This window comes from Aestuariivivens sediminis (assembly GCF_022662105.1).
GTDB lineage: Bacteria > Bacteroidota > Bacteroidia > Flavobacteriales > Flavobacteriaceae > Aestuariivivens > Aestuariivivens sediminis.
In genome coordinates this window covers 929,073-950,709 of record NZ_JAKMCP010000001.1, presented here as the reverse complement: position 1 = coordinate 950,709, position 21,637 = coordinate 929,073, and the positions used below count along the sequence as shown (strand labels likewise).

14 protein-coding genes are annotated in these 21,637 nt (G+C 41.5%); 13 read left to right on the top strand and 1 reads right to left on the bottom strand.

All coding sequences use genetic code 11. The features are described from left to right. The first annotated feature begins 75 nt into the window (after positions 1-75). The 4 genes from MR054_RS04015 (at position 76) to MR054_RS04000 (ending at position 6,625) form a co-directional block, all read left to right on the top strand. The gene (locus MR054_RS04015; RefSeq protein ID WP_242156273.1) at positions 76-801 is read left to right on the top strand and encodes a GDSL-type esterase/lipase family protein; all 726 of its coding nucleotides are present in this window, start codon (positions 76-78) and stop codon (positions 799-801) included. Then, entirely contained in the window at positions 798-3,368 is a 2,571-nt protein-coding gene (locus tag MR054_RS04010; RefSeq protein ID WP_242156272.1) for a glycoside hydrolase family 5 protein, read from the top strand. Before MR054_RS04015 ends, MR054_RS04010 begins: the two co-directional genes overlap by 4 nt. Before the next feature lie 9 nt (positions 3,369-3,377). Then, positions 3,378-5,720, top strand: a complete 2,343-nt coding sequence (locus MR054_RS04005; RefSeq protein ID WP_242156271.1) for a glycoside hydrolase family 2 TIM barrel-domain containing protein — start codon at positions 3,378-3,380, stop codon at positions 5,718-5,720. A 122-nt stretch (positions 5,721-5,842) separates the two neighbouring features. Further along, positions 5,843-6,625, top strand: coding sequence for a polysaccharide deacetylase family protein (locus tag MR054_RS04000; protein ID WP_242156270.1), 783 nt, complete (start codon positions 5,843-5,845; stop codon positions 6,623-6,625). A gap of 431 nt (positions 6,626-7,056) precedes the next feature. On the opposite strand, the gene MR054_RS03995 is transcribed toward MR054_RS04000, so the two are convergent. Next, a complete protein-coding gene (locus MR054_RS03995) occupies positions 7,057-7,647 on the bottom strand; it encodes an RNA polymerase sigma factor (protein ID WP_242156269.1) in 591 nt (196 codons plus the stop codon). Positions 7,648-7,750: 103 nt separating this feature from the next. Here MR054_RS03995 and MR054_RS03990 point away from each other — a divergent pair, with 103 nt between their 5' ends. From MR054_RS03990 to MR054_RS03950, 9 genes are all read left to right on the top strand, one after another. Next, positions 7,751-8,908, top strand: a complete 1,158-nt coding sequence (locus MR054_RS03990) for a FecR family protein (RefSeq protein ID WP_242156268.1) — start codon at positions 7,751-7,753, stop codon at positions 8,906-8,908. Positions 8,909-9,128: 220 nt separating this feature from the next. Beyond that, positions 9,129-12,554, top strand: a complete 3,426-nt coding sequence (locus MR054_RS03985) for a SusC/RagA family TonB-linked outer membrane protein (RefSeq protein ID WP_242156267.1) — start codon at positions 9,129-9,131, stop codon at positions 12,552-12,554. Positions 12,555-12,566: 12 nt separating this feature from the next. Beyond that, a complete protein-coding gene (locus MR054_RS03980; RefSeq protein WP_242156266.1) occupies positions 12,567-13,934 on the top strand; it encodes a RagB/SusD family nutrient uptake outer membrane protein in 1,368 nt (455 codons plus the stop codon). Further along, a complete protein-coding gene (locus MR054_RS03975) occupies positions 13,924-15,261 on the top strand; it encodes a YdcF family protein (protein ID WP_242156265.1) in 1,338 nt (445 codons plus the stop codon). Before MR054_RS03980 ends, MR054_RS03975 begins: the two co-directional genes overlap by 11 nt. 12 nt (positions 15,262-15,273) lie before the next feature. Continuing rightward, the gene (locus tag MR054_RS03970; RefSeq protein WP_242156264.1) at positions 15,274-17,193 is read left to right on the top strand and encodes an outer membrane protein assembly factor BamB family protein; all 1,920 of its coding nucleotides are present in this window, start codon (positions 15,274-15,276) and stop codon (positions 17,191-17,193) included. 72 nt (positions 17,194-17,265) lie between these two features. Continuing rightward, positions 17,266-18,177, top strand: a complete 912-nt coding sequence (locus MR054_RS03965; RefSeq protein ID WP_242156263.1) for a DUF6528 family protein — start codon at positions 17,266-17,268, stop codon at positions 18,175-18,177. Between the two features lie 5 nt (positions 18,178-18,182). Further along, positions 18,183-19,136 (top strand): glycerophosphodiester phosphodiesterase family protein, encoded by a 954-nt coding sequence (locus MR054_RS03960; protein ID WP_242156262.1) that lies wholly within the window; start codon positions 18,183-18,185, stop codon positions 19,134-19,136. A 100-nt stretch (positions 19,137-19,236) separates the two neighbouring features. Next, entirely contained in the window at positions 19,237-20,541 is a 1,305-nt protein-coding gene (locus MR054_RS03955; RefSeq protein ID WP_242156261.1) for an MFS transporter, read from the top strand. After that, positions 20,481-21,278, top strand: a complete 798-nt coding sequence (locus MR054_RS03950) for an SDR family oxidoreductase (RefSeq protein ID WP_242156260.1) — start codon at positions 20,481-20,483, stop codon at positions 21,276-21,278. Before MR054_RS03955 ends, MR054_RS03950 begins: the two co-directional genes overlap by 61 nt. Positions 21,279-21,637 lie beyond the last annotated feature (359 nt).

Sequence of the window (21,637 nt, the reverse complement as noted above, 5' to 3'; positions counted from 1 at the left end):
TGTCTAAATGGAGAATTTAACGGGATACCATAATTATCTAATCACTAATGACATCACATCACAAAAATCAAACGTATGCCTTACATATATATAAAATTTGTAACCACAGTTATGTGCATTTTTCTTGGGTGTTCCTCCTCAAATGATGCAGCACATAAGGACCAGCAGGATTTGAAAGGGTTATATCCTTCTGAAACCCTTATAATTGACACGCATACCGAATGGACGAGAGGCCATTATCCTATACGAATAAAGGAATTTATGGCGCATCCTTTGGAACATGGTGATATCGTCTTTTTGGGAAACAGCATTACAGAACAAGGAGGGGATTGGGGCGCACGGTTCCATAATCCCAAAGTGAAAAACAGGGGAATCGCCGGCGATACCACCGATGGGGTGTTGGCCAGATTGAACGAATTGATCTATTATACGCCTTCCAAGGTGTTTATGTTGATAGGAATTAATGATGCATTCCGGGACGACATGACCGCACAGGCGATCTATGATAATATCATCAAGATCGTACACCGAATTCATAATGAAAGTCCGGATACACAAATCTTTTTGCAAACCGTATTACCCACAACTACAGAACATCTCAAGATGAAAATCCAAAAGATAAATGCTCTGTTGATGGGCACGGAGTTAACAGAACCTTATAACCTAATCGGATTGCATGATTATTTTGCCACAGAAAATGATCTTATGGATATGGCATTTTCAACAGATGGGGTGCATCTGAATGAGAACGGGTATAGGAATTGGGTCAATGTCATCACAAATCTAGTCGATAAGGAATGAACATGTTTTTAAAAATTATTGGACCTTATGGTATATGTATGATCTTGTTCGTCAGCTACTGGGGGCATAGTCAGCCATCTACCTATGTAGACCCCTCCGGAGTCTTTAGATGGCACAGCAACGATAAGGAAATCAGGCTTTTTGGAGTCAATTATACCCTGCCCTTTGCCCATGGGTTTCGGGCCATCAATTATATCGGTAAAGACCACAAACAGGCCATTGACAGGGATGTGTATCATATGGCACGATTGGGACTGGATGCGTTTCGGATTCATGTATGGGATGCCGAAATGAGCGATACGGAGGGGAATATCATTCCAACCGCCCAATTGGACCTGTTGGACTATACCCTGTTTAAAATGAAGGAACGCGGCATTAAGACCATAGTGACCCCCTTTAAAGTGGGCGGAAACGGGTATCCGGAAAACGATGTCCCTGCTCCCGGGTTCAGTGCCCATTTGAGCAAACCGGAAACCTATTCGGGGGAAACCGTTTTGAAAAAGCAGGAACGCTATTTTACACAATTCCTAAACCATATAAATCCGTACACGGGAATTGCTTACAAGAGCGATCCGGATATAATCGCTTTGGAAATCAACAACGAACCCCAGCATGACAATGCAGAGATAGCAACTGCATACATCAACAGGATGGTCGAGGTCATTCGTAAAACGGGATTTCAAAATCCCATATTTTACAATGTATCCGAACGATCAGAATTTGTTGATGCCTACTGCAAAGCCAATATCCAGGGCTGTACGTTCCAGTGGTATCCTACCGGGCTGGTTTATAATCAGGAGTTTAAAGGGAATTACCTGCCCCATGTGGATGTCTATAACATACCCTTTAAAGACCATAAGGCGTTCCAAAACAAGGCCCGTATAATTTATGAGTTCGATCCGGCAGATAATGCAACGTCATACTTATATCCGGCAATGGCAAGAAGCTTTCGTGAAGCCAGGTTCCAGTTTGCCGCACAATTTGCCTATGACCCCATGGATTTAGCGTTTGCCAACACCGAATACCAAACCCATTATCTCAACCTGGCCTTTACCCCAAGCAAGGCCCTATCCCTTAGGATAGCATCAGCGGTGTTTCATGACATGGACAACGGACAGTCCTATGGGCGCTATCCTAATAATCTTTCCTTTGGGAATACCCATTTAGATCCTAAAACCGATACAGCGACCTACCGTTCGAAGACGACATACATACATACCCATTCCACCCCATTACAGCCTAAAGATCTGCACTATTTAGAGCATATAGCCGGTGTGGGAAGTTCTCCCATAGTTGATTATACGGGAACCGGGGCCTATTTTTTGGACCGATTGGAGGCAGGCGTATGGCGATTGGAGGTCATGCCGGATGTCTTGTGGGTGGATGACCCCTTTGAAAAGGCAAGTCTTAAAAAAACGGTGGCCGTGGTTAAATGGAACGCCCACAACATGACGATTAACCTTCCCGATTTGGAAGAAGACTTTTTTATCAGGCCGGTTAATGACGGGAATACTTTTGAACCTGAAGTCTCAGGGGGCTCATTTTCAATTCAACCCGGAACCTATATTCTCAGTCATCAATCGGATACTGTTAACAGGCCATCAAACGAAAAGGTTGGAAATATGTTGCGCAATGAATTTGTAGCACCGGAAGAACATCTGGACAGGGTTTATGTGGTGCATCATCCACAGGAAACCATCGAAAAGGATACAGATTTAGTGATTCGTGCACAGATTGTAGCGCCATCAAAAATAGAAAGTGCAGAAGTCATTTTACAGTCGGGGTATCATAGGGTGGTTAGATATCCCATGGCGCAATCAGGAACGTTCTCTTATACGGTGACCCTGCCCAAATCTCAATTAAACCAACCGTCATTGCACTACTACATTGTTGTAACAACAGCCGAGGGGCGCGTAACTTACCCCAATCAGGTATCAGGTTCTCCGGAGGAATGGGATTTTGTCTCGAAGGACAGGTATAGTACCAGAATCGTTGATAAAAGTGCGGTGGTGGTGTTGTTTGATGCCCACTCTGAATCTAAAAACATGGTTTGGCCCAGTACATGGAACGCAGTGAAATACAACGCATTTAAAACCGCCGCTAAATTCGAATCGGATAGGCCACTTAAAATTACCGTTGAAAATTTGAATGCCAAAATACCGGATATGACCTTCAAGATTTGGGTGAGCGATAAAATTAAAAATGGGAACCATAACCTTGGAAATACGGATCATTTCGTTTTTATGGGACGTTCTGAAAAGGGGAACAAACAAAAAATCCAGGTCGCCCTTCAGCTTAATAATGGAGAGGTCTTTGGTAAAATCATTACATTGAATTCGGATACCCATAGGTACAACATTCCTTATAGCGAACTCCAAAGCGTGCCTCAGGTATTGTTGCCTCGTCCTTTTCCCGTATTTCAGCCCTATTGGTTTAATTCCCGAAGCGGGGAGGAATTTAAGCCTTCAGAGATTGAAAGCATACAAATTTCAATAGGCCCCGGGATACCTGAGGATCAATATAACGAATCCCATATCCTGGAGATTGAACGCATATATCTAGAATAAATGAATGTTATGAAGTACATATATTCCTTGGTTGTAATTACTGTTCTGTTCTCCTGCCGACAGGAGCATAGGCAATTTATCGGGAAAGTCAATTTTAACAAAGACTGGCATTTTCAATTATTAACGGAAACTCAAACGGACAGCACCTATTTCCATAAGGATTTGAATATGGAAAATTGGGAAAAGGTCGGTCTGCCGCACACCCCCAGAATCGAACCAAAAATTGTGAATGAGCAATGGCAAGGCCTGTGTTGGTACCGTAAAACGTTTAGCCTTTCCCCCGGGTACCAGGGGAAACAACTTTGGTTAACGTTTGAAGGCGCTATGAATAGGGCTGAGGTTTGGGTGAATGGTAAAAAATTAATAACCCATCAGGGAGGCTATTTACCCTTTGTAGTTGATTTTACGGATGTCGCCTTGTTCAATGAAGAAAACCTCATAGCTGTCCGATTGGATAATACGGATAATCCGATCACCGGACCAAAACCGCTTGAAATTTTAGACTTCAATACCTACGGTGGTATTCATAGAAATGTATGGTTGATTGCCAAAGATCCGTTGCATATTACGGATCCTGTTTTGGAGGGCAAGCGGGCAAGTGGGGGTGTGTTCGTGACCTACCCGGAAGTGTCTAAAGAACGCGCCAGAGTGCATGTGCAAACGCACATTAAAAATAGGGACGAAAAGGAAAAATCATTTGTGATCCGCAATACATTGTACCGAAATGACAGCACCGTCATAGCGGTGGAAAGCAATCCGCATCGATTACCTGCACATCAAGACACGGAAGTAATAACGGAAATGATTGTTGACGCTCCGGCACTTTGGTCACCCCAATATCCAAATTTGTATAGACTTAAAACAGAAATTGTAACAGATGGTGTCATGGTCGATCAGGAAATACATCGCATCGGCATAAAAACCATGGCCTTTAAAGGACAGGAGTTTTACTTAAATGGAGAGAAGACCTTTTTAAGAGGGGTAAACAGGCATCAGGAGTATCCCTATATAGGGTATGCCCTTTCGGACAATGCCCAATATAGAGATGCCAAAAAAATCAAAGATGCAGGATTTGATTACGTGCGCTTATCCCATTACCCGCAGGCACCGGCCTTTATGGATGCTTGTGATGAACTGGGCATAATGACCATTGATGCTATTTTAGGGTGGCAATATTTTAGCGAAGATTCGGCATTTCAAAAGCAGGTGTTTCAAACGGCTAAAGATTTGATTCGTCGCGACAGAAATCACGTTTCCGTATTAGCCTGGGAAGTTTCATTGAACGAATCCTGGATGCCGGAGCCCTTTATAGATTCCCTTACCGCCATTGCCCATAACGAATACCCGGGGAATCCCTGTTTTACTGCGGGATGGCAACCCTATGGCTATGATATTTATTTACAAGCACGTCAACATCGATTAAAACATTATGACCGGGATTTAAAAAAACCATATAATGTCTCTGAATATGGGGATTGGGAGTACTATGCCATGAATGCGGGTCTTAACCAGAACAGTTGGGAGAACTTGTTGCAGGAAGACCGGTCCAGCAGGCAATTAAGGGGGGCTGGAGAAAAACGCCTGTTACAGCAGGCCACAAATATCCAGGAAGCACACAACGATAATTTAGGGACACCGGCCTTCGCCGATGGCTATTGGGTGATGTTCGATTACAACAGGGGTTATGCCAACGATCTGGAATCTTCCGGGATCATGGATCTGTTTCGAGTGCCTAAACCGGCCTATTATTTTTTTCAAAGTCAGCGGGATGCTACGGATCCCTTTGGAACGCCCATGGTCCATATTGCCAATAATTGGCAAAAGGATAGTCCGTTGGATGTTCGAATTTTTAGCAATTGTGAGGAAGTCGAATTATTTTTAAATGGAAAAAGTTTAGGGCGCCAAAGACCTGATGAGAATCGGATATCCCATAATTTAAATCACCCGCCCTTTACCTTTAAAATGAAAACGTTCACGGAAGGAACGCTGGAAGCAAAAGGCTATATCAAGGATCGGGTCGTGGCAACCTTTATACGGCAAACCCCTGAAGCACCTTCAAAGATTACAATCGTGGTAGACGATAATTATAAAAATCGTTCCGTGGAAAGCCCGGATTACTTTTTTGTGCATGCCTACATAACAGATGCCCACGGGACAACGGTTTCCAACTATACCGGTGACGTCTCCTTTACCGTCTTAGGCGAAGCCGAAGTGGTTGGTGAAAACCCGGTAGCATGTGAGGCGGGAATTTCAAGTATACTTTTAAGGAAAAACAAGGGGGGCGACCGGATAACGATTGTTGCAAAAGCCAAAGCATTAGGCCTTACAGGGGTATACCGGATGACCCCATAATGTTTTTAATAAAAAGCATTATTTATGGATAATAGGTCAAAACGGGAATTCATAGGATTCCAACGGACAGGCCACAATTATTAATACATTTTTTGAGAACGCGGAACTTGCACAATGAACTCATGAGTCACCTATTTTGTAAAATCATATGCACCAGTATTCTATTTGTTGGAGGCGCCTCCATCTCACAGAATATAACATCCGAAGTTTATTTGGATGACATCCCCAAACAGTTTAAGGACCAGGCTGCATTGTTTCCGAAATTCTGTGTGATAAAGGGTAGCGACAGCCTCAGGCAAATAGGCTTAACTTTTGATGACGGTCCATCCCATTTTTCAAATAAGATTATCGATATTTTAGGGAAGTACCATGCAAAAGCGACATTTTTTTGGCTGGGATCCAACCTTTCTGAGCATCCGGAGGTCGTTAAAAGAGCTATAGAGGAAGGACATACCATGGCCAATCATAGTTGGGATCATGCTAATTTGGGAAACCATTCGATAAAAAGGTTCTGGAAGGAACAGGTAAAAAAAACGAATACAGCATTTAGGAAGTTGACGGATCATAGGGTCCAATACTTTCGACCCCCTTTTGGGAATATCAGCGATAGGCAAATAGCCTTTTTAAAGAACAAGGGGATAAAAACCATATTATGGACCTTTTCCTCGAACGATTGGGACCGTACTAAAAACAGTTGTGACCAGGTGACCCGGACCGTGATGTCTAAACTCCAACCGGGTGCCATTATTTTGTTTCATGACTTTGATGCGGAAGACAATAAGGATGCGGGTTCAAACCGTAATGGGATGCTTATGGCTTTGGACAAGATCCTGGAAGAGGGCACGCTCTTGGGATTTGAATTTGTATCCATGGAGAAATTACTATCTCATGATCCGAATAAATAATAAAGTTAAAATTTATTTAGGCAAAATTACACCCTTATGTAAAGAGGGGGGATGACCAAAAGTTAGGCATTTTAATTCCAGGATAGAACAACTTGCACAAGGCCTCACCACCATAGCACCCCCAATACGGTTAGTTGATCATTAAACTTTAATGATTATGGAAAACGATGAGGGTAACGCGTTGTGCATTTTGATTTATAGGTTACAAATGAATGTCAGTTCGAGTGATTTTCGATAGAAAATTGTATCGAGAACACTAGTTTAAGAACTAAAATTTGATTCTCGATACCTGCCAAAGGCAGGCATGCTAATTTATTTCATTTTATTCGTAAAATTCACTTGAACCTGCCCGTCCGGTCAGGGGGTAAAGAAAAGCGTGGTACTGCGCACAGGTGTAGTTAGAGTCCCTGTTTTAAAATGGCCGTTAAAGACTAAATATTCCTGGGTCTTCCGAACATCAAAAACAAAAAGTTGCGCACTTTATCTTTCAGTTGGTCTCTCAATATGGCAAAGGCTTTGACCATATGGTTTTCGACCGTATTAACAGAAATATTTTGGTATTCGGCAATTTCGTTATACGTTAAGCCATCCCGTTTGCTCAACAAAAAGGTTTCCTTACATTTCCGCGGTAAATTTTCGATTTCCCGTTCAATAATGGTCTTGAGATGTTGTGTGTCATTTTTCTCCGGAGCTTCATAAACGGTATCCAACCCTTCAATATATTTTTTTTCCAAAGCAGTGACAGCCGTATGCTTTCTATAATAGTCTACAAATTCATTATAAACCGATTTATACAGGTAATTTTTAATCGAAATATGGGGATCAAGCATATGGCGCCGTTGCCATAACCTGATGATGACATTCTGAACAATATCTTCACTGCTGAAATTATCCCGCGCCAGATTACTCGCATAATGACAAAGCTTATCGTAATAAATGTCGACTAACAAGGAATACGCAAAGGCATCCCCTTTAATAAGGCGTTCCACGAGGGTGTCATTATTTAAATCCTTTTTTCCCAAAATATCAAGCGCTAATAAGGAGTGTAAAATTAAATTTTTTTAACGAATACTAGTGGTATCGTTTTTTGGTCTCGTTATAAAGATATAAAAGTCACCCAAGATAATGAGTAAGAAGATAGAAAAACTAATCGTAAAATTTTTACAGAAAGAAGCCAGTTTTGATGAACTCCATCAATTGGAACTGTGGATTTCAAATCCGGAAAACGAAACCGTGTTTCTGGAGTATATAAAGACCAATGCGTTAATTAACAATGTGGTTACCCATTATGATAAGCATAAGGCAAAACAGAAGATTTTAACACGGATTCGGGCAGAAAAAAAATCAGCGTTTTTCTACCATAAATCATGGGTTAAATATGCGGCAATACTGGTTCTTGCCCTCGGGTTAACCTACTTCCTAAAGACCACCATGAGTGAAAGCCATAGGGATCCTAACCCTCCTGCCATCGTTCAGGATAAGATAGTGCCCGGCACCGATAAGGCGACCTTAACCTTGGAATCGGGAGAAATTATTGCTTTGGAAAAGGGTAAAGCCTTTCAGTCCCAGAATTCCAAAAGTGATGGTAAGCGAATTATATATCAAAATGACAGCAGTAATTCAACGGTATTGGCGTATAACTTCCTAACGATTCCAAGAGGAGGACAGTTCCATATCATTTTGTCCGATGGTACCCAGGTCTGGTTAAATTCGGAATCGCAACTAAAATATCCCGTAACTTTTATGGAAGGCCAAACGCGTGAAGTCGAACTGGTGTATGGAGAGGCCTATTTTGATGTCACACCGAGTTCAGAAAATGAGGGCGCACGATTCAAAGTGTTTAATAAATCACAGGAAGTTGAGGTACTGGGCACAGAATTTAATATCAAGGCCTACGATGATGAAACCCATGTTTATACCACCCTGGTTGAAGGAAAGGTTGCCATTGCTGTTAACGGGGAAAAACAGGATTTGTTACCTCATGAACAATGCAATTTCGATCTGGTCAATGAAAAGGTCTCTATTGAAAAAGTTGATGTTAATACTGTGGTTTCCTGGAAAGATGGCATCTTTAGTTTTAAGAGTAAACCTTTAAGAGATATCATGAAAGTCATATCACGGTGGTATGATGTCGATGTGGTTTTTGAAAACAAAGATCTCGAAGTGTTAAAATTTAAAGGGGCGCTGGATAAAAGCCAAAGCATTGAAGAGATTTTAGCCATAATGAAATCTACGACGATTAACAATTATGAAATCAAGAATAAAACGATAACCCTTAAATAAACAGTAACCATTATTAAATCTTTACCGCCTATGAAATAAAAACAACGCACCAATAGAAAAAGGATAAAGTCTAACCCGCTAAAGTATAGAGCTCTATCCCTTGGATATTATTACTAATTAATTAAAAACATTAACTAACTATCTAATAACACACAAATTTATGGAAATTAAATTAACTGGTACGTGTTTTCTATTAGGAAAGCACCTCTTATTAATGATTATGAGAACCTTTATATTTTTATGTTTCACCACCATATTTGCGTTTACTCCAAACGATTTAGTATCACAAAACAGTAAGATTAAAATCAAGGAGGAAAAAACGTTATCTGTAGATCAGGTTTTTGATCTCATCATGGAGCAGACCAATTTTAGGTTTTTTTATGAAGAAGGCATTTTCAATGAGTATCCCAAGTTACATTTGAAAAAGGGAACCATACGCACCAATGAATTGCTCAAGAGAAGTTTATCAAACGGGAATCTTGAAATTATTGTAAACGATAACAATGCCATTGTCATCAAGGAAAAACCGATCCCGAGTTTGGATCAGGAGCAAAAACATGAGGTATCCGGAACCGTATACGATGAAAATGATGAGCCGTTACCAGGGGCCAATATCATCGAAAAAGGCACGCAAAATGGGACACAATCGAACTTCGACGGCAGGTTTACGTTATCTGTTTCGAACAGTAATGCTGTTCTGGTCGTCTCGTATTTAGGGTATAAGTCCCAGGAGATTTCAGTAGACAACCAAACCGAGTTAGCCATAGTTTTATTAGAAGATACAGCCGCTTTAGACGAAATTGTTGTGGTTGGTTATGGTTCTCAACAAGCCAAAAAAGTATCGGGGTCCATTGCTAAAGCCGCTATGGGCGAGTTACAGGATTTTCCGGTTTCAAATTTCGATCAGGCGCTAGCCGGTAAATTGGCAGGGGTCCAGGTACTTCAAACCACGGGTGAACCGGGTCGGGAACTTACGATAAAGGTTAGGGGGACAGGAACGATAACCGCCGGGGCAGAACCCTTATATGTTGTAGACGGGGTGCCGGTAGAAAGTCCGGGACAGGCCACTGAAGTCATTAATATGGAAGATATCGAATCCATACAGGTATTAAAGGACGCTGCCTCGGCATCGATTTACGGGTCCCGTGGAGGTAATGGGGTCGTCATTATTACTACCAAAAAGGGCAAATTGGGTAAAATGAAAGTGAATTTCAATCATTCTATCGGGTTTCAGGAAGTGTCCAAAAAAATTGACATGATGAATGCCTACGAATATGCTCAACTATCAAAGGAAGGTCATGATGCCGCTTACTTGCAAGAGGTGCCTACCGGAAGTGCAAATGATCCCAATAGCATCAGGCCTTTGGGGTATCATAAGATCCCTGAGGAATTGTTCCCATATTTAAATGGAGAGACCGGTTTGATCGATACAGATTGGCAAGACGAGATATACAGATCGGCGACCGTACAACGGTATAACATTTCTGTAAGTGGGGCCTCCGATAACATAAATTATTTTATTTCGGCAAATCACTCCGATCAGGAGGGCATCATAATTAATTCTGATTATTCAAAAACGGGATTACGTGCCAATCTCGGCATTAATTCCGGCAAGTTCAAAATAGGGATTAATTTAAGCCCTTCATATACTTTCGAAAACAGGGTGTCGGCCAACAACCCCTATTTCGACGATGGGATTGTACACACCGCATTATCATACTCACCCACATGGCCGGTTTACAATCCGGATGGATCGTATAATTATCAAGGTAATGGATACTGGAGGATCGGGACGGATTATCAACACAATGAAATGGTAAACCCTGTGGCTTTGGCTTTGTTGCCAACGAATGAAATAGAGCATTTAAATGTATTGAGTAATCTGTTTATAGCGTATGAATTACTTGAAGGTTTGAAAATTAAATCCTCTTTTGCATTGAATTATAATGAATACCAAAACGAGTTTTATCGTCCTTCTTCACTGGAAACCAGAGGTAGAGGTAATTCAGGGCGTTTATCCAATTCGGAGGGGAGATTAAGTACCACCAACATTTATAAATGGACGTTTGAAAACACCATAAATTATACGAAACGTTTTGGGGATCACAATCTGGAGCTATTGGGCGGTATGACTGCCGAAAAAAGCAGAACAAAATTACAGAGAACTTCGGCACTGATTGGACCGGAAACGCGCGTGGAAAATGCCATTCAGGTGATTAACTCAGCTTCTCCGGAAAGTGTAACCTCAACAGCGAGTCTGGGAGAGTGGTCGTTATATTCGCTTTTAGCAAGAGTACAATATGATTTTGCGGGTAAATACTTGCTTTCTGCCTCTATGAGAGCGGATGCCAGTTCACGTTTTGGCGCCAATAACAAATGGGGGTATTTCCCCTCTGTGTCAGGGGGCTGGAGAATTTCCCAGGAAAGTTTTATGAAAAACATCAATTGGTTAAATGAATTTAAAATAAGAGGCAGCTATGGCGCAACAGGGAATTTCCAGATTGGTAATTATCAGCAGGCAGCCTTATTAGGGACAGATGAATATGTTACCGGAATTCCAGGGCAATTGCAAACCGGTTTTCGGCCCTCTCAAGTGCCTAATCCCGATTTATCATGGGAACAAACATACATGTTTAATATAGGCCTGGATGCTGAATTGTTCGAGCGGCAATTGCGATTCACGGTGGAGTATTATAATGGAGATACTGAAGATTTGTTATTGGAAATCCCGGTGCCTCAAACGACGGGATTTGGTTCGGCCTTACAAAATATAGGTAAGGTGAATAATTCGGGTTTTGAAGCCATTGTAAATATATCTCCCAAATTAGGTGATTTTAAATGGGATAGCAGCTTTAATATTTCTGTGAACAGAAATGAGGTTAAGGAATTAGGGCCGGAAGGAACACCAATAATTACCACAGCCGGTACAGGTCATGCCTTTTTTAAAACGGAAATAGGCCAGCCCATTGGCAATTATTTCGTTCTGGTTCAGGATGGTATATTTTCAACTCAAGAACAATTGGATCAGTATCCTCATTTTGGGAATACGGCAGTAGGGGACTTCAGGTTTGTCGATATCAATAAAGATGGGGTATTAGATGTCAATGAAGATCGAACTATCGTGGGAAATTATGCTCCGGATTTTACCTATGGGTTTTCGAATGCATTTAAGTTTAAAGGGTTTGACCTTAATGTGGCCTTTCAGGGCAGCTATGGAGGTGAAGTATTAAACCTCATGAGAAGATATAACGCCAATAGCGAGGGAAATTTTAATAATACCCGTGAAATGTTAAACCGATGGCAGTCTGAAGCTAACCCGGGCGATGGCAATACCAACAGGGCCAATAGGAAATCTAGGGGAAACAATGGGCGTACATCGACCTGGCATATTGAAGATGGCTCCTATCTTAGATTGCAGAATGTATCCTTGGGGTATTCGCTGCCGGGACCTATAGTTGAAAAATTAAATATTTCCAAAGCCCGAATTTATATCACCGGAAATAATCTTTACACCTGGTCCGATTATACAGGCTACAACCCTGAGGTTAATTTAGCAGGGGGAAGTGACCAACTTACACCTGGTTTAGATTATGGAGTGTATCCATTGGCTAAAACGTATTCATTAGGTATAAACGTATCATTTTAAAATCTAGAAAGCATGAGAATAATAATATATATAGTAACTCTATTTTTGGTAATCTCAAGTTGTAGCGACAGCTTTACAGATTTAGCTTCGGAGAACAACTCTACTACGGATAGTTTTTATAAAACACCGGACGATTTTAACGCGGCCATCATGGCAGCCTATGCAAAATTACAAGGACAGGTAGGGCTTTATTTTGAATTAAGCGAATGGCGTTCAGATAATTTGGACTTAGGGGCCCCCACCGCAGGAACGCAAGATAGATATAATATCAATAAGTTTCAGGAAACCTCGGCCAACGAGCTTATTAGGGATGCATGGGCCAATTATTATAACGGCATTTTCCGTGCTAATTCGGTAACCGATAATTTAGGAGGGGTCAATTTTGATGAGATTTTAATGAAACAATATGAGGCTGAGGCAAGATTTATCAGGGCCCTTACTTACTTTAACATAGTCAGGTTATGGGGGGATGCTCCTATTATTTCGAGTGTAGTGTCATCGGAGGAATCTTTAAAAATTGGAAGAAGCCCGGTAACAGAGGTGTATCAATTTATTGAAGAAGATTTGCAATTCGCCGCCAATAACTTGCCTTCATCCTACCCGGCACAGGATTATGGAAGGGCAACTTCCGGAGCAGCGAAAACGTTGCTGGGGAAAGTCTACCTGACGCAAAAGAAATATGGTGATGCGGTTACTGTTTTAAATGGTGTTTTAGGGGAATATGGTTTGCTGAACAATGTGGCGGATGTCTTTGATACCGGAAACAAAAACAACAGTGAAATCATTTTTTCAATACGATTCAATAAAGAAATACAAGGGGAGGGTCATGGCTTGTGGTTTGCAGTGTCAGATATTTCGATCTCACCTTTTACGTCAAAAATAATTAATGCCTACACTGAAAGTGATGCCAGGAAGGATTTGATCGACTATGTTCCTGCCGGAAATTTGTTGGTTCCGGCAAAATTTTTCGATACGGAATCTTCATTTAGAAATTTTGGAAATGATTATATCCTGTTGAGACACGCCGATGTACTGTTAATGCTGTCTGAAGCATTAAATGAACAAGGCTATCAGTCCGGCGGTACGGCTTTTAGCTACCTGAATGAAGTAAGAGAAAGGTCTAATCTTACACCATTGACGGCAACCGATCTTCCAGATCAGGCCCGTTTTAGAGAAGCTGTTTTACAGGAGCGCTTTTTGGAATTTCCGTTCGAAGGGCATCGTTGGTTCGATTTAGTCCGGACAAATACGGCAGCCTCTGAAATAAATTCGGGCATTGGTGTCGTTATTCAAGATTATCAATTGCTCTATCCGGTTCCTCAAGCAGAAATTGAAAAAATTAATAATACGTCAATATTCTACCAAAATAATGGGTATTAAGTTATTGCATATTTTATTAATCCTTTTTTGTACGAGTTGCTCAACGTCTCAGGATGATAAAGGCTTCACGGGTATAGATGGTGGTGACTCCGATAACGGGGCGACTGCTATCGTGCTTCCGGAATTTGATAGGAATTATGAGTATTTGGAAAGTGCTTCTGCTGTTAAAGACCGTAATTTTTACTGGGCAACCCTGGTGGAAAACACGCCATCTGTAAGCATGCAAATTGAAAATGATGATTATTTATCTGGCTTTTTAACCCAAGTGGAGAAACGATTGGCAGACCTGCTTAATCAGACGAATGTGTCAGCTACGGCGTATGCCAATGCATTGCGTTTTTCAGATGATGAGCGCCTGGCTATCTCCGGTGCAATTAAGAATGTCGTTGAGAAAAATGCCGAAGGCTTTGTGGAATTTAGCAATGCGCATCTCGGACCTTCCGGAGCTTTCAATCATTTTCAGGAAGTGACTGATGTTGCCAGATTGAATCAATTGATTGTCGAGGAAATGATGTTGGGAATTAATCAAATCATTGATACTTATGTTGCTGGTATTGACCCCATTTATCCTGAATTGGATCGTGTAAGCTATGATGTTAATAGTGAAGACTATAAAACCTTGCTAAAGAATCTGGTCCATGATTTAAACTCAAAGAAGGCGTATTATACACTCTTCTATCAACCCTTTCTCGATTTTGCTTTAGGTGCTCTAAAGCTAAATAATAGAGATGAAGCGGCAAGATTTGTGCCACTGCATTTAGGAGAAAACGCACCCGCCTATGAGGCGATCAAATCGGTGAGTTGGCAGGATTATCAGTATAGTCTGTTGGTGGTATTGGGCGACGCACCCAATTCCTCCGGAGACCTGCCAAATATAAGTTTAGGGGGTATGGAAAGATGCGATTATGCGGTAACCCTGTTTAATAAGGGAATGGCACCGTTTATTGCTTTCACGGGAGCCAATGTGGCGCCCTTTCAATCGCAATATCATGAGGCTATTGAAATGAAAAAGTATGTCATGGACAAGTACGGTATTGCTGAAGATAAAATTTTGGTGGATCCGCATGCCAGACATACGACTACAAATTTGAGAAACATTGGGCGTCTCATTTTCAGGTATGGCATTCCCGATACTAAAAAGGCGTTATTAAGTACATCCCAATCTCAAAGTAATTATGTCTCTTCTAATCAGTTTGCAACGCGATGCTTAACGCAAATGGGGCATTTACCCATGGAACTTAACGATCGTTTGACCGATCGGGACTTGGAATTTACTCCAACAATCAAGGTATTACATTTAGATTCATCTGATCCATTGGATCCTTAAAAAAAACATAAAATGAAAACATTAAACTTTATATATATTACATATCTGGCCCTGGTGTTCTTACTTACGGCCTGTCAAAATGACGATTTACCCCAAGCGAATTTTGATCTTGATGCAGTGACAACCTTTTCCGGTGAAGTGGCTCATGAAAAGACAGATTTGATTTGGCAAAGTCCCGGTGGAGATACGCCTCTTTTGGGGTATGTGTTGAAATGGTCTCCGAATGGGCAACAAATTGATTTGGATCCATCACAGAATAGTTATACGGTGGTTGGATTACAAAATGATGTGAATTATAAATTTTCTATTCAGGCCAATTATGGTGCAATTGGAATATCGGGCGCTAATGAAATAAATTTAAAACCGCAGGATGAACTAAATTTCACGGTTTTACCAGGGAATGAATTTGCGATTGCCCTTTGGGATACCCCAAACCGGAGTGATATATCAGGGTATACGCTGTCATGGGAACCAGGGGGGCAACAGGTTGAGATCACGCCGGATAAAAACACGTATCAAATTACAGGGTTGAACAATGATACCGAATATACTTTCGATTTTATAATACATTATTCAGGAGGAAGTAATTCCAATACGATTCAAGCCATAGCTACACCGGGTGAAATTTCAGCATTTTTATTGAATGTAGAATTTCCCATGGTCAATGAGCTTGTCCAGTTTACTTACAACCCGGCCTATTTACCTGGAAGTACAGCGACTTCCTGGAATTATGATTTTGGTGATGGGAATTCGAGTTCAGAAGAAAATCCGACACATAGTTATAATGCGCCTGGGATATACGATGTCAACGTTCAAATAACAGATGGGCAAGGCACGGTATTTAACGATACGCAGCAAGTCTATGTCTGGGGCGAAAAATGGGCCTATGATATAGGCTTCCAAATTAAACCGCAGTCACCGGCAATAGCAGACGATGGTACCATTTATATAGGATCTGAGGATAATAATAATTTCCATGCCATAAATCCGGATGGTACTTTAAAATGGACCTATACGGGTATTTCAGATAATGTGTATTCCTCGGCTTCAATAGGTAGTGATGGCACCATCTATGTGGGGTCAAAGGATAATCATCTGCATGCCATTAATCCCGACGGCACCCAAAAATGGAAATTTGACATGGGTGGAGACGCCATTTATGCAACACCATCCATCGCAACGGATGGAACGATTTACATAGGCTCCGACAGCGATAATTTGTTTGCGGTGAATCCGGACGGCACCCAAAAATGGGTATTCAATACTTTGGGGAGCAACATCAGGTCGACACCGGCTATTGCAACCGACGGGACCATATACATCACTTCGGATGATGATAATTTATATGCCCTCGATCCTGGTAATGGAAGCGCTTTATGGTCTTTTGCCATTGGGGGAAATGCCCAAAGCGGTATTGCCGTGAATTCGGATGGGACCATTATTGCAGCGGTTGACCAAGGCGGAAGCGCAGGTGCTGTCTATGCCATAAATTCGGATGGGACCCTAAAGTGGAATACCAATGTTACAGGTAGAATAACAGTATGTGCCCCGGCCATTGCAAATGGAAGGGTTTATGTTGGCACCAAAGAGGGTGAGAATTTGCTGGCCTTAAATGTATCTAATGGTTCACAGATTTGGTCTTTTTCTACCCCGGGAGCCATCTTGAATTCGTCTCCTGCTGTAGATCAAAATGGCGTCATCTATTTCGGGTCATGGGATGATCATGTCTATGCTGTCAATCCTGACGGGACGCTGAAATATAAGTTCTTAACGGGAGGAAACGTGTGGTCATCCCCTGCCATTGGTTCAGATGGCACCATTTATGTGGGGGGATATGACGGTAAACTTCATGCTTTAGAAATGTTTTCAACGGGTTTAGCCAACGATGTTTGGCCCATGTTTGGTAAAAATGTAAAACATACATCCCATTAGTAATAAAAACGCACGGGGATTCATGAACTCCCGTGCGTTTTGGTACCCATTTTTTCCTTTTTGAATTCAGTAATGCGAGCACTTTTTAAGTTAAGGTGGATTTTTGTGCTATACGCCATGGCAGGGTGTAAGGGCATTTCCCCTTTGGATGGGTCGGTAATAGCCTGTGGTAGTGATAAAGTAATTCTTGTCGATGTAAAAAAGAGGAATACCAATAGCCCAAACATAATTTGGGCATGGCAGCCCAGTGATGCCCGGAGTTTGCCATTAACGTATAAACAAAAATACTTTAACAAAATTGATGAGTGTAAACCCATTGCAGAGGGGCAAAAAATCATGATTACCTCGAGTACCGGAGGGGTCGCCATAATTGACAAACCGTCCAAAGACGTTACGTTTTTCAGTTATGTAGCCAATGCGCATTCTATTGAAGAGTTACCTCATGCGCGAGTGGCTGTTGCAGGGTCTCATCATGACCATGGGAATTGTATTGCCATTTTTAATACCAATAGATCCGGAATGGAACCTGTTTATAAAATACGTCTTTATGCTGCGCACGGATTGGTTTGGGATTCAAACAGGAGGTTGTTGTATGCGCTTGGGGATGACACATTAAAAGCTTATAAGCTGATGGATTGGTATACCGAGAGGCCCAAACTTAAACTTTATAAAGAATGGAATTTAAAGGATACCGGGGGTCATGATCTGGTGCGCTTTAGTTCTCGAGAACTGTTAGTAACAACCCGTGATAACGTATGGATATTTAACAAGGAGATGGAGGAGTTCAACATTTTTAAACCCTTAGGCCATAAGAAGAATATTAAGGGTCTGTCCATTTCTGGTCCTCATAATCCGAGAATCGCATTTGTGCAGGCCGAAGAAAAGTGGTGGTCACACCATATCCATTTAACCAACCCTATGGATACCTTAAGTATACCTTTTATGAATCTCTATAAGGTGAGATGGTGGAATTATAAATACTAATTAACATGAAAAATAAACTGATTGTATTGATGGTGAGTACAGCCTTGTATTGCACCTGTAACAAGGCTCCAAACACATCTAAGTTGAACGTGTCAAGTCAGGCGTCACAAAATCAAGTTAACAGGTTGGAAAACCTTTTAGCGACGTTGAATAATTCAACAAGTAATGACATTATGGTGATCGCTCACCGGGGGGACTGGAGAAACGCGCCTGAAAATTCCCTGCAGGCCATTAAAAATTGTATTGACCTGGGCGTTGATATGGTGGAGATAGATGTTAGAAAAACCAAGGACCATGAATTAGTGGTTCTACACGATGCAACCCTTGATAGAACCACGACTGGGAAAGGCCCGGTTTCTGAGTATACCTTAGAGGCATTAAAAACATTACATCTAAAAAATGGAACGGGTCGTCCTACCCATCATAGAATCCCCACACTAAGAGAAGCATTAATGACTGCCAAAGGGAAGGTCCTGGTTAACCTGGATAAATGCTATGACTATTTTGACGAGGCCTTTAAAATCATTCAAGAAACAGGCACGGCAAAACAAGTGGTCATTAAAGGCTATGACAAATCGGTTTCCGATGTAAAATCAGATTTTGGAGCAAAACTCGATTCCATCATTTTTATGCCCATCATTAATTTGGATAAACAGGTTGATGCAGAAGATATCATTGAAGCATACCAACATGAAATTAAGCCTTTGGCTTTTGAATTTGTGTTTTCTACGGATACCTCTAAAGTCCTTAACAAGTTTTCCATAATTAAAAAAAGGGGGAGCAAGGTATGGGTCAATTCCCTTTGGAAAAGTCTTAATGCAGGATATGAAGACGACGTGGCTCTTGTTCATACAGATAGTATTTATGGATGGTATGTTGAAAAGGGCGTGAATATGATTCAAACGGACAGGCCGGAATTATTACTTAATTATTTAAGAACCAAAAACCTTCATGATTAATAGCGATTTAAACGTTTGAGTTAGTTGAATTGAGTTTAGTTGTTGAATGGGGCATGGTGTTATGCTGTGCCCTTTCATCTTGGCCTTTAAAAAAATATCGATGTTAAATTATTTTAAAAAATCACTCCCAAAAGGAATAGGAGGGGTCTTAATAGAAGATCCAAAGAAATACAAAAATCTAAAATGGCAGGTCTTTATATCGGCAACCTTGGGTTACGGTCTGTACTATGTATGTCGCTTAAGTTTGAATGTGGTTAAAAAACCGATTGTAGATGCAGGGGTTTTAACAGAATCGGAGTTGGGTTTAATAGGTTCGGCCTTGTTTTTCACCTATGCCATAGGCAAACTCACCAATGGGTTTTTAGCCGACCATAGTAACATCAGGCGGTTCATGTCTATTGGGCTTTTAGTATCGGCTCTGGCCAACTTAATCATGGGCTTTACCAGTACGTTCTTGTTTTTTGCCCTGTGTTGGGGGGTCAATGGTTGGGTTCAGTCCATGGGAGCCCCGTCCTGTGTGGTGTCCTTGTCCCGTTGGTATAAAGACAAAGAACGGGGTAGTTTCTATGGGTTTTGGAGTACCAGCCATAATATTGGAGAGGCATTAACTTATATACTCACGGCGGTTGTGGTCTCTTATTTTGGATGGCAATGGGGCTTTAGAGCAGCAGCCATAGTGGGTGTATTGGGAGCACTTATCATTTCAATCTTCTTCCATGATACCCCGGAGAGTAAAGGACTGCCACCGGTTAATAAAGATTTTAAGAAAGCGCATGTATCCACATGGGAAGAGCAAAAAGGGGTGTTAAGGAACCCTTATGTTTGGCTGTTGGCCTTATCCAGCGCCTTTATGTACATCTCCAGATATGCGGTGAACAGTTGGGGGCCGTATTACTTTGAAGCGGCCAAGGGGTATTCCTTAACCGAAGCCAATACCCTGGTGGCCATAAGTGCTGTGTGCGGCATTTTAGGAACAGCCTCATCAGGGTTCGTATCCGATAGATTTTTTAAAGGACGCAGAAATGCACCGGCACTAATTTTTGGACTGATGAATGTTTTGGCCTTATCCCTCTTTTTGGGGATTCCCGAAAAGATATGGTGGCTGGATGCCTTGAGTATGGTGATATTCGGACTGGGAATTGGGGCATTGATTTGCTATTTAGGGGGGTTGATGGCTGTGGATATCGCGTCAAAGCAGGCCTCTGGTGCCGCACTGGGTATAGTGGGTATCATGAGCTATCTGGCTGCAGGGATACAGGATATCGCCAGTGGGTTTCTTATTGAGAATAATAAGACCATAGTCCATGGAGAAACACTATATAACTTTAATGCAATCACCATATTTTGGATAGCAGCGGCATCTATTTCGGTGGTTCTGGCGGTATTAACCTGGAAGAAAACCTAATACCGTATTATTATACACCCATGGAAGAACGTGTTAAAGGGAAGAACATAATCGTTACAGGGGCCACTTCTGGAATAGGAAAAAGCCTAACCCTAAAACTATTGGATTTCGGAGCTAACGTCGCCTTTTGTGGAAGGAGTGAAGATAAAATGGCACAGTTACTGAAAGAAATCAATGGGAAAGCCAACCCTTATTTTTATAAGGTATTCGATATTTCTATGGAGCAAGATATTGTCCGTTTTGTTGAACAAGCCGCAGAACGATTGGGAGAACCTGATATTTTAGTCAACTGTGCAGGATTGAATTCGGCAAAGGATTTGGTGTCCGATATTAAAACATCTGATTTGGAGTGGATGTTAACAATTAATCTGGTGGCGCCTTTTATTTTTATGCGAGAGGTATTTAAAAATATGGCACCGGCAAAACCGGGGGTATTTATAAATGTGCTATCCACGGTCTGCAACTTCTCCAATGAGGGCATAGGCGCTTATACGGCCTCAAAAGCAGGGTATGATGCTTTGTGCAAGGTATTTAGGAAAGAAGTGAGAGCGTATGGCAAAAGGGTATGTTCCATTTATCCGGGGGGTGTGGACTCCCCTTTCAGAGAGGCTTCAAGGCCGGACTATCTAAAACCGGAAATCGTGGCAGATACCATAATACATATGATGCCATGTGATTGGAATTCTTCTGTTGATGAATTGACCATTAGACCAATGGTGGAGAAAAATTATATTTAGATCACGTTTAAGCTCGATATGAGATCTCATTACATAGTAAAGCGCTATTTCAAAATCCGCTCCACTTTTAAAACTGCGAATTATAAAACGCTAAAGCTTATGGAAAACGATCAGGGTAACGCGTTGTGCATTTTGATTTATAGGTTACAAATGAATGTCAGTTCGAGTGATTTTCGATAGAAAATTGTATCGAGAACACTAGTTTAAGAACTAAAATTTGATTCTCGATACCTGCCAAAGGCAGGCATGCTAATTTATTTCATTTTATTCGTAAAATTCACTCGAACCTGCCCGTCCGGTCAGGCGGGTTGACAAATTTTATTCAAAATGCACAACGGATGCGGATATCGTTTTTTATG

Coding starts and splice junctions, on each gene's coding strand:
- MR054_RS04015 (WP_242156273.1), top strand. CDS start 76: ATGCCTTACATATATATAAAATTTGTAACCACAGTTATGTGCATTTTT.
- MR054_RS04010 (WP_242156272.1), top strand. CDS start 798: ATGAACATGTTTTTAAAAATTATTGGACCTTATGGTATATGTATGATC.
- MR054_RS04005 (WP_242156271.1), top strand. CDS start 3,378: ATGAAGTACATATATTCCTTGGTTGTAATTACTGTTCTGTTCTCCTGC.
- MR054_RS04000 (WP_242156270.1), top strand. CDS start 5,843: ATGAGTCACCTATTTTGTAAAATCATATGCACCAGTATTCTATTTGTT.
- MR054_RS03990 (WP_242156268.1), top strand. CDS start 7,751: ATGAGTAAGAAGATAGAAAAACTAATCGTAAAATTTTTACAGAAAGAA.
- MR054_RS03985 (WP_242156267.1), top strand. CDS start 9,129: ATGAGAACCTTTATATTTTTATGTTTCACCACCATATTTGCGTTTACT.
- MR054_RS03980 (WP_242156266.1), top strand. CDS start 12,567: ATGAGAATAATAATATATATAGTAACTCTATTTTTGGTAATCTCAAGT.
- MR054_RS03975 (WP_242156265.1), top strand. CDS start 13,924: ATGGGTATTAAGTTATTGCATATTTTATTAATCCTTTTTTGTACGAGT.
- MR054_RS03970 (WP_242156264.1), top strand. CDS start 15,274: ATGAAAACATTAAACTTTATATATATTACATATCTGGCCCTGGTGTTC.
- MR054_RS03965 (WP_242156263.1), top strand. CDS start 17,266: ATGCGAGCACTTTTTAAGTTAAGGTGGATTTTTGTGCTATACGCCATG.
- MR054_RS03960 (WP_242156262.1), top strand. CDS start 18,183: ATGAAAAATAAACTGATTGTATTGATGGTGAGTACAGCCTTGTATTGC.
- MR054_RS03955 (WP_242156261.1), top strand. CDS start 19,237: ATGTTAAATTATTTTAAAAAATCACTCCCAAAAGGAATAGGAGGGGTC.